Here is a 10,212-nt window from a genome sequence, read left to right as displayed (position 1 = left end):
GCCTATGACGGGTCCAATTTTGACGGTCCTAACCAGGTTGAGGCCGAAGCTATGCCCTTCAATGGACAACCGGCCTCCATCGTCCTGACCCTGCCACCACTTGCTGGCCTCTATCTCGTTCCGGCATAGGAAACGGTAACGCAATGGTGCTGCGACTGGAACCAGGCAACCCAAATCAATTGGGCGCGACGCTCGGTGAGGGTGGCGTGAACTTTGCGCTGTTTAGTGCCCATGGCGTGCGGGTTGAGCTGGTTCTGTTCTCGAGCGATGGACAGCACGAGATTGCGCGCGCCGATCTTCCTGCGCGCAAAGGCGACATCTGGCATGGATTTGCGCCCAAGCTTGGAGCGGGTACTGTCTACGGCTACCGCGTCCACGGGCCCTACCGGCCAGACCAAGGTCATCTATTCAACCCCCATAAGCTTTTGCTCGATCCCTATGCGAAAGCGCTGGCTGGGGCGTTTCGGTGGGGCCCGGAGCATTTTGGCTATTTCTACGAAGGCCATGACCCAAATGGCATGCCCGATAATCGCGACAATGCCGCGACCTGTTTGAAAGGGGTTGTTGTAGACGCCGCCGCGATGACCCCCCTGCCCCGCCCCAGTGCGAGACCTTGGCGCGAGACGCTGGTTTATGAGCTGCATGCCAAAGGCTTTACCATGCAACTGCCAGGCCTGTCGGACCAAGAGCGGGGGACTTTTGCGGGCCTTGGAAGTCAGGCGGCACTCGATTACCTTTGTGCGCTCGGCATTACGACGATTGAGCTGTTGCCCGTCCATCAATTCATGCATGACCGGTTTTTGGTCGATCAAGGCTTGAAGAATTTTTGGGGCTATAACACGCTCAATTACTTTGTTCCCCATGGCGACTATGCGTCTGGCGATCCAATCGCCGAAATGCGCGCCTTTGTTCAAAACGCCCATGCGCGCAATCTCGATGTGTGGATGGATGTGGTTTACAACCACACCTGTGAGGGCAATCGGCATGGCCCCACACTGTCGTTTCGCGGCATCGACAATGCTTCTTACTACCGCTTAAATCCACAAGACCAAAGCCGCTATGCCGATATCAGCGGCTGTGGCGCGACGCTGAATGCTGGCCATCCCCAAGTCCGGGATCTGATTGTAGAGTCGCTGGCCCATTGGGTGCAATGCTATGGTCTTGATGGCTTCCGCTTTGATATTGCCCCTTCCCTCGGCATAGACGAAGCAGGCCGGTTCAGCCGGGAGGCCCCCTTCTTTGAAGCGGTCCGGCAAGACTCGCGTCTCAAAGACGTCAAACTCATCGCTGAGGCTTGGGACGCCGCAGGGGGCTATTATGTCGGTGACTTTCCACCAGACTGGGCGGATTGGAACGGCAAAGCACGCGATTCGATCCGGCAATTTTGGCGTGGCGATCAAGATATGGCGCGCGACTTTGCCAAAGCCTTAGCGGGTTCCCCAGACTTGTTTCGCAATAAAGGCAAGCCGGTTGAGGCCAGCGTCAATTTCGTCGCGTGCCATGATGGATTTCCGCTCTTAGACCTCACGCGTTATGCGCATAAGCACAACCACGCCAATGGCGAGAATAATCGCGATGGCGGCGATCATGATTTCTCGTCCAATTATGGCGTCGAGGGCGAGACAGCTGACCGCGAGATTGAAGAGCTTCGCGAACGTCAAGCGCGCAACATGTTGGCAAGCATCTTTTTAAGCTTCGGCACACCCATGTTGCTGGCCGGTGATGAAATGGGTCGCACACAAGGCGGCAACAACAATGCTTATGCGCAAGACAATGCCATCAGTTGGCTAGATTGGCGTCTACCCAGCTCGCGCCTTGGCGCACAACGCTTGGCCTTTACCAAGCAGCTGATCGCGCTGCGCAAGGAGATGTTCGTGGGCTTCCCGGAAGGCCATCCCAATGGTCCGGGTGAGCGCGAGCCGACGATTGCGTGGTGGAGTGTGTGGGGTAATCTTATGACCCATAAGGATTGGATGGATCACAAAACCCAATGCTTTGCGGCCGTGTATGAGCCGCGGGGCTGGCTGATCCTGTTTAACGCAAGCCTTGAGGATGCAGCCTTTATCTTACCCCCCACCGGGACAGGTGTTTGGCGTATGGCGCTGACGACTGCCGACCCCATTCGCCCAACCCAAGATCAAGTGGCCGCGGGCGGCCAAACCATCCAACTTCCTGCACGAACTCTTATCGTGTTTTCGCGCGACACCTCTAGAACAATCGGAAAGACCGGACATGGCTTTTGAACGCGTCAGTGGCATTTTGCTCCATCCCACCAGCCTGCCTGGCCCCTATGGGATTGGTGAAATCGGCGATGAAGCGATGGCCTTCATCGATGCCTTAGCTGAGTCTGGGCAGAAGCTGTGGCAAATCCTGCCGATAAATGCGACAGGCAATAATGCGAGCCCCTATTCCGCCACCACAACTTTTGCCGCCAATCCATTGTTGATTGACATCGACGGTCTGATCGAGGCTAGGCTCTTAACCGCAGAAGAAGTGGCACCTTTGAAGGCACTGCCGCAGACCAAAGTCGATTATGACGTCACCGTCCCTGCCCGTTTAGAAGTTTTGGCCTTAGCGGGCAGCCGCTTGGCGGCCCAAACCGACCATCCACTGGCCAGCGGCCTTCAGGCATTTAAGGCCAAGAATGGTACGGCCTGGCTGGATGATTATGCGCTGTTTGAAGCCATTTCGGTTTCCCGGCAGCGCCAAGGCTGGATGCATTGGCCAGATGATCTGCGCCGGAGAGAGCCTGAAGCACTCGAACAAGCGCGCACATCTCTCGCCTCTGAGATCGCGGCAATTGAGGCCCTGCAATACCTGTTTGATCTGCGCTGGCAGCGCTTACGCGCACATGCGGCTTCAAAAGGGATCATGATCATTGGCGACATGGCGATCTTTGTCGCCCATGATTCAGCCGACGTCTGGGCCCGACCCGATCTGTTTAAACTGGATGCCGACTTTAACACCCGCGTTGGAGCGGGCGTTCCCCCGGACTATTTCAGCGCCACGGGTCAGCTTTGGGGCAATCCGATTTATGAGTGGGACAAGATGGCCGAAGATGGCTTTTCTTGGTGGGTAGCCCGCATGCGCCGTTTGCTCGACTTTGCCGATGCGGTGCGGATCGACCATTTCCGTGGCTTTGCGTCATGTTGGGAAACCCCGGCTGGCGAGACCACCGCCATTAACGGCCAATGGGTCGATGTTCCGGGCGACGCTTTGTTCACTTCCATCATGACGGCCCTACCGGACTTGAAAGTGATCGCGGAGGATTTGGGGCACATCACAGAAGACGTTATCAACCTGCGCGACAAATTTGCTTTCCCCGGCCTCAAAATCCTTGAGTTTGAATTTGGTGATGGGCCCCCGCGCGATGAGCGCCATCCCTACCACTATCCCGCCGCCACCGTGTGCTATCCCAGCACGCATGACAATAATACGGTAATCGGCTGGTTCAAGAATGATGGTCGTGAAGCTGCTGAGCGGGCCAATGATGCGCCACGCGAAGCAGCCGCAGCCCTAGAACTCCTCGGTGGAGACGGTGCCGACCTTCACTGGCGCTTTATCGAACTGGCCATGCAATCGGGATCCAACCTCGCCATCATCGCGTTACAGGATGTGTTTGGCCTAGACGGGAACGGACGCATGAATACGCCGGGGACCATAGAAGACAATTGGAATTGGCGGTTTGAGGCGGCTGACTTTACGCCAGCCGATCGCAAGAAGCTGCTTGATCTCGCGAAAGAGTACGGACGCTGACCCACATGAACGCACAGACTCCGAATTTGGAAGCGCGCCTTGGTCATTGGTATGACCATATTGACGCGATTTTTCTCAAACGATTGAGCGCTGAAGCCGGCCTTTTGCCAGCGAGTACGGCCAAAACCGTTCATGGGGATTATGCGCACGCATGGGTGCGCGACAATGTCTATTCCATCCTTGGGGCTTGGGGCCTTGCTTGTGCCTATAAGCGTCTAGATCCCGGTTCAGAGCGCACAGCCCATTTAGAGGCCAGTGTCGTCCGGCTGATGCGCGGCCTCTTGTCGGCCATGATGGGCCAGGCCGACAAGGTGGAAAAGTTCAAATACAGCCAAGACCCGCTCGATGGCCTCCATGCCAAATATGATGCAGCGACGGGTCAGCCTGTGGTCGGCGACGCCCATTGGGGCCATCTGCAAATTGATGCCACCTCGCTTTTCTTATTATTCCTAGCGCAAATGACCGCCGGTGGCCTCAAAGTGGTTGAAACCGCTGATGAGGTCGATTTTGTGCAAAACCTCGTCCATTATATTGGACCGGCTTACCGGATTGCCGATTATGGCATTTGGGAACGTGGTCGAAAATCCAATGACGGCGTGGTCGAGATTAACGCAAGTTCCGTGGGCATCGCCAAAGCGGCGTTAGAAGCCATGGATGGCCTAGAGTTTGGCTGTGACGCTCGTGGACCGATCCAAGTGCCGGCCGACGATATCGCGCGGGCACGGGAGACCCTGCAGGTCTTATTGCCAGGTGAATCTGCGTCAAAAGAAACCGATGCCGCCCTCCTCGCCGTTGTCGGCTGGCCAGCTTTTGCTGTCGACGACAAAGTGCTGATCTCCCATACGCGCGGGCGGATCTTGGATCGCCTTGCTGGCCGGTATGGCTGCAAGCGCTTTCTGCGGGATGGCCATCAGACGACGGTGGAAGACGAACATCGCCTGCATTATCACGCCGGCGAGCTCTCAAAGTTTGCCAATATCGAATCCGAATGGCCACTTTTCTTTACCTACCTTCTCGTCGATGCTGAGATGACAGGGGATAAGCGGGCCGCGGGAGCTTGGGCAGATCGCCTTGAACCCTTGTTCCAAATGCGCGACGGCCTGCCACTTTTGCCGGAGCTCTATTATGTTGATGCCGATGCAGTAGAAGCCGAAGCCGCTGCTCCAGGTAGCCAAGACCGTGTTGCCAACGCCAATCTACCCCTTCTATGGGCCCAATCGCTTTGGGCATTGGGAGCCATGTTGCAAGAGGGCTTATTGGCACCTGAAGACATTGATCCTTTGGGTCGTCGCCATCACCTGAACCGCAATCATCAGCCAGAAATTGCTTTTGCCATTGTTTCAGAAGATGCAGAGACTGCCGCTAAGCTCCAAGCGCTCGGCCTGATCTCAGATCAAATGTCAGATCTTGGCTCAGACGTAATCATTCGCACGGCGGGGGACCTGGTCAGCGTTTGGACCCAGATTGGTCGTAATGCGCATTTGCGTCTGACGGGCCGGCCTGACAAGCGCCTTGGGCCGCTCGCCAATGCCTATGTCTATGAGGCTGAAGGCCGACATGTGTTGTTCTCAGCCACCCTGCTTGAGGCCCACGACCACCATATCCGCTATGACGCGGCTGCCCGCGCGCGCCGTTTACGGGGTGACCTACGTTATGTCGCCCGACATTGGCGCGGGCAGGATAATCCAGTCTTCATCCTGTGTGTCGATGCAACCGCCATGCACGGCAGTGGCGTCGACCGCCTGATTGATCTCCTCCACGAAGTTCAGCGCGGTCAGGTCGATTTTGCCCGTACCAAGCTGGTTCGGATTGACGAAGTCCTGCGCGCCCAGACCAAACCAAAATCGATCAGCCCACTTTTTCTGCCGCAAGGGAGCACAAGTCACGCTGAAGATTTGCCCGCGCTTGCAAACAATGGATTTGGTCGCGGTCTGGATGAGGCAATTGCCTCAGGCGACCAAGCTGAGGTCGAGCGTACTTATGAAGCGGCTGGCAGATCTGGGGATTGGGCAACCGCCCGCCGTGGAGCCGCGTGGCTGAACCGCACCGATCCGCGCCTGCAGGATTCTGCTAAAGACATTGTGGTCCGCCTGAGACGCTTGGGTCTTGGCGAAGGGCGGGTCATCACGCGTCCTGTGCCGGAAAGCGAGCTGGTGACCATGATCGAAGAGGGTCTCCATTCCAAGCTCCATGCGGTCATCGCCCAAGAAGTGCTGCAGGCTTTGGGTCTGTTTAGTAAGTCAGACTCCAATGCGGTGCGCGGCATGCGGACCATTCGATTAACCGAGATTGTTGATCGGTTGGGACAAGAAGAAACCGGGGGGATGGAGAATCTGGTCGCCGAACCACCCAGCGTCTTGTTTGACCGCGTCAAAGCGATCTTGCTGGAGACGCCCTCGGTGCGGGCGGTTATCTCCCACGCCCCAACCTTCGCCTTAACCCCTTCAGCGCAGGCAATCGGCAGCGACTGGGAACTATGGCGGGAACGTTTGGGCGTGCTGACCCGCGTTGGCAGTGACTTTTTCGCACGGCTGTGGTCCCTGCTCCATGTCTGCCCCGGCATCGTGTTTGGTGCCAATAATCGACTGGACGCCGCTGTTGCCCGATCGGACCTCACCGCTTGGGAGAAGGATTTTGCCCTCGAGATAGAGGTGCGTCTCGAAACCATCCCCGACCCCGCTTATCGCACCTTCTGCCTCGAAGCGTTAAATGTCCTCGCGAACCGTCACGAGCTTGATCCGGACTATCGGGTTGATCAGGACATTGTTCTCGATGATCTGATCCATGACGCCGTGGCTTGGATTTGGCACCAAGCTGGAAATGGCGAGCCAGATTGGAAGCAAGCGGGTCCTGTTTGGGCGATGGCACGCCATGCCGATGCGCAGACCATGGCACTGGCACTTTATGCCTGCTGCGAGAAGTATAAAGCGACGTCTGAACCTGCTTTTTGCTAGCACACGCAGGGAGAGCGCCCCTGCCGAGCCGTGTGTGATCCCCCGACGACTTGAGGGCGCTGCTTGGGCGCTTCTGGAGACGCTTTGCGGCTTCTGTGCGGTGGCCGCGCCGCTGCAACTAAGCCTTGCACACCGGAATTGCGTCTTCCCCCTCCCCGTTTGGCTCGTTTTTACGGCGACACGTCCTCACTGAAGGCATGTCTGCGTGTGGACAAATCAACAGACGCGACCTGCAGACGTGCCCACTTCCCCCCACGTCCGCAGCCGGACAATCGGAGACGTCTACAAGCCCGCATTTCTGCACGGGGATACGTGGAAGTGTGGACACGCCCACATTCAAACAAACTGGCCACTTCTGGATGAAAATCAGGTGTCACGGCCCCAATTTGCGCCGCGGCGCTCGCCAGCACGGCTTTACATCCTGGTCAGTGCCCTCACCTGCCTCTCCTCGGCTCAGAAATCGACAAGCAAGCCGCTGTTCGCTCAAAGACGGCCCGACAGTCGTCTTGCCCACATAGTCGCCTCACAGGCGAATTTTCAGATGGGCGATAAGGAATCGTTAAGGTTTAAAGTCTAGGGTTTCAACATGTGGACACGGGGAGGCGGCGACTTTTCAACAAGTCCAGCCTCGGACAAGGCGACACCTCGCCATGTCTCTCATGCCCACTTGTGGGGGCCTCCAAATGTGGGCCTTCCCAAATGACGACGCGCCGAACTTACCACATGGCCGCATGTGGACACGAGGAGGTAGGAAGATGCATGTAGTAGCCATAGTCAGCCAAAAAGGTGGGGCAGGTAAGACCACTTTATCGGTTCACCTCGCCGTAGCGGCCGCCCGCAAGGGTATGTCAGTTGCTTTGATCGACCTCGACCCGCAAGCCACCGCCGCGCAATGGGGCGACTGGCGAGGAGGGGACAATCCAGCCGTTGTGGCTACCCCTTACACCCGCCTTGAGGCGACGTTGCAGGAAGCCGCCCAAGCCGGTGTCGATCTCTGCATCCTCGATAGCCCACCAGCCGCTGACGCTGCAGCCGTCTCAGCCGCACGTGCCGCTGATCTGGTTTTGGTGCCGACGCGGGTCAGCGCTTTTGACCTTCACGCCATCAAGACCACCGGCGAGTTGATGCGCATCGCGCAAAAGCCCGCTTTTACGATTTTCAATGCCGTCCCACCGCGGGCCGCTAGCCTTGTTGAAGATGCTGCTGCTGTTGTTCGCGGCATTGGGATGCCTTTGGCCCCAGTTTGCCTGACAGAACGCGCCGCCTTCCGTCATGCTGTGGTCGATGGTCATACCGCCAGTGAATATGAGCCCGGCTGTAAAGCCGCCAGCGAAGTCGATGCCGTCTTTGACTGGATGATGGGCCGCCTCACCAAAACACAACCGGTCCCACAGGCCGCCTAAGCACCACAATTAAACGAGAGGGAAGGGGAATTAGATGGCCAAAGCACCAAGCCTCGCAGCGCGTCTCGCCGCCGTAGCAGCACAACCCAATACAAACCCATACCAGATGGCGGCTCCGGCCAATCAGGATAGCCAACAAGTAGCAGAGCCGCAGTTTGCGCCAGCCCCGGTCGCGATGGCCGAACCCATGGCAGCCGCGCCGGTCTTCGCGCCACCCAATTTCGCAATGCCCGTGCCTCAAAAGGCCAAGGCCCGCGATGGCCGGGTGATGGTTGCGGGCTATTTCAGCCCAGAACTCTCACGCTCGCTACGCATCTTAGCGGCAGAGCGGGACGTCACTGTGCAGCACTTAGTGGGTGAGGGGCTCGATTTCGTCCTGCGCCACTATGGCAAGCACCCGATGGGTGAACGCTAGACCCACGCCCAAAGTGGGGCAGGGTGGCCTAGTCAGGACCACGTGACGACCTGACGACGTGTCCACATGCAGACGGGTCTACAGCTCCACCTGTGTGGTAGCGTCCCCTGATTTGTCTCCCGCAGACGTAGAATCAGATAGGATCAGCCAAACACCCTCGAAAAGGGCCCCTTAACTTGGTTGGGCCCTCGAATCGGGACACTCCATTCCATGCACCACGGCGGTGCGTCACCGGGGACACGCTTTTGCCCTCTCGCATACGAGATAGGGGCGATGTTCGAAAGAGAGAGACAGCTATGTCCGCGCGACGCAAAGATGATCCTCAGTTCGATTTCTTCATCCCGATGGTGCACGACATCCCGTTGAAGGATCAGCGGGAGACGATGGAGCGGCCCTTCTTCTCGCTGCAAAAGCGCAAGCGCCTGAAGCCCATTGATTACCGCAGCCCCGATGGCGAAGTTTGGGTTAAGGTCGAAGCGGTGCCGGCCTATGGCATGGCCACCATCTGGGACGCCGATATATTGATCTGGGCGGCGAGCGCTTTGAACCGGTTGAAGCAGCAAGGCGTCAATGATCTGCCGCGCACCCTGCGAACCACCGCCTATGACCTTCTGCGCGCGATCAAGCGCGACACGGGCGGCAAAGGCTATCAAGAGCTTCGCGCAGCCCTCGACCGTTTGGCCTCGACCACCATCTTCACGTCGTTGCGCGCTAAGCGGGGCAGGGACCGCCGCTTCTCCTGGATCGATGAATGGGACATTGAGGTTGACCCCATCACCGAACAGCCGCGAGCCCTGCGCATCACCTTGTCCAACTGGATCTACGAAGGGGTGACGCAGGAAAAGCAATTGCTGACCATGCACCCTGACTATTTCAGCCTGACCGGTGGGCTTGAGCGCGCGCTTTACCGAATTGCGCGCAAGCATGCTGGCGATCAAAAGAAGGGCTGGCTCTGCCGCTTCTCGGTTCTCAAAGACAAAACGGGCTCTGACTCTGAACCCAAAGAATTTGCCCGGATGATGCGCAAGATCGCGCTGCGCGATGAATTGCCCGAATATAGCATGACCATCGTCAAAGCCGCCGACGGCTCCCCCGCCGCCCACTTCATCCGACGAGATGCTGGCGAACGCACCACCATCTCCGACGCCATCGTTGAATTTGACCAATTATACGCCGACACCATCGCCAAAAAGCAGGGCGACCTCCTTCTGTGACCTAACGGGGGATCACCCACTTTGGGGGAAGCTCTCGGCTTGAACTTGAAGGAACCGAGCCGGTGGAAACAGGTATCGTTTGCTAAGTATAGGAGCCCTGGGTACTCACCATGTCAAAATCACTCTTGAAGACTTTCATCTACTGCGCGCTCTCCATGAGTATCTGGAGCTCAAACGCATGGTCCCAAACCACAATAACCTCGACGTCTAACGCCAATTGCCAAAACGCGCTGGAAGTACTCCCTATAAGGAACTTACCTGTTGGCGACCTTTCCAAGCTTGGGCCAGAGCTAAATCTTGCTAAAGGCAATTACGCCATGACCTTTTGGCCCGTTGATTCCGGAACGCAACCGGAAAAAGTTGCCAAAACCGCGATCGGCTTTTCGCTCATTCAAACCCGCGACATGGAAAGTCAGCCCATCGGCCTCCTCATCCTGTCCGATCAATCTGGCGCATTCGACTTTGTGAAG

Annotated in this window: 6 protein-coding genes; all 6 read left to right on the top strand. The window is 57.5% G+C overall.

Going from position 1 to position 10,212, the window contains the following annotated elements:
- The first annotated feature begins 143 nt into the window (after positions 1–143).
- The 6 genes from glgX (at position 144) to ACIQ20_RS14435 (ending at position 9,742) form a co-directional block, all read left to right on the top strand.
- Positions 144–2,243, top strand: a complete 2,100-nt coding sequence (gene glgX / locus ACIQ20_RS14460; RefSeq protein ID WP_395781493.1) for a glycogen debranching protein GlgX — start codon at positions 144–146, stop codon at positions 2,241–2,243.
- On the top strand, positions 2,233–3,756 hold the full coding sequence (gene malQ / locus ACIQ20_RS14455; RefSeq protein ID WP_395781491.1) for a 4-alpha-glucanotransferase: 1,524 nt from the start codon (positions 2,233–2,235) through the stop codon (positions 3,754–3,756). Before glgX ends, malQ begins: the two co-directional genes overlap by 11 nt.
- 5 nt (positions 3,757–3,761) lie before the next feature.
- Positions 3,762–6,710 (top strand): glycoside hydrolase family 15 protein, encoded by a 2,949-nt coding sequence (locus tag ACIQ20_RS14450; RefSeq protein ID WP_395781489.1) that lies wholly within the window; start codon positions 3,762–3,764, stop codon positions 6,708–6,710.
- A gap of 755 nt (positions 6,711–7,465) precedes the next feature.
- Entirely contained in the window at positions 7,466–8,113 is a 648-nt protein-coding gene (locus ACIQ20_RS14445) for an AAA family ATPase (protein WP_395781487.1), read from the top strand.
- Between the two features lie 34 nt (positions 8,114–8,147).
- Positions 8,148–8,528 (top strand): ribbon-helix-helix domain-containing protein, encoded by a 381-nt coding sequence (locus ACIQ20_RS14440; RefSeq protein ID WP_395781485.1) that lies wholly within the window; start codon positions 8,148–8,150, stop codon positions 8,526–8,528.
- Between the two features lie 296 nt (positions 8,529–8,824).
- A complete protein-coding gene (locus tag ACIQ20_RS14435; protein ID WP_395781483.1) occupies positions 8,825–9,742 on the top strand; it encodes a replication initiator protein A in 918 nt (305 codons plus the stop codon).
- Positions 9,743–10,212: the final 470 nt, after the last annotated feature.

Source organism: Aquidulcibacter sp., from assembly GCF_044346625.1.
GTDB lineage: Bacteria > Pseudomonadota > Alphaproteobacteria > Caulobacterales > Aquidulcibacteraceae > Aquidulcibacter.
The sequence above is the reverse complement of the archived record's forward strand: the minus strand, read 5'-3'. Positions and strand labels throughout refer to the sequence as shown.

Coding starts and splice junctions, on each gene's coding strand:
- ACIQ20_RS14445 (WP_395781487.1), top strand. CDS start 7,466: ATGCATGTAGTAGCCATAGTCAGCCAAAAAGGTGGGGCAGGTAAGACC.
- ACIQ20_RS14435 (WP_395781483.1), top strand. CDS start 8,825: ATGTCCGCGCGACGCAAAGATGATCCTCAGTTCGATTTCTTCATCCCG.
- malQ (WP_395781491.1), top strand. CDS start 2,233: ATGGCTTTTGAACGCGTCAGTGGCATTTTGCTCCATCCCACCAGCCTG.
- ACIQ20_RS14450 (WP_395781489.1), top strand. CDS start 3,762: ATGAACGCACAGACTCCGAATTTGGAAGCGCGCCTTGGTCATTGGTAT.
- ACIQ20_RS14440 (WP_395781485.1), top strand. CDS start 8,148: ATGGCCAAAGCACCAAGCCTCGCAGCGCGTCTCGCCGCCGTAGCAGCA.
- glgX (WP_395781493.1), top strand. CDS start 144: ATGGTGCTGCGACTGGAACCAGGCAACCCAAATCAATTGGGCGCGACG.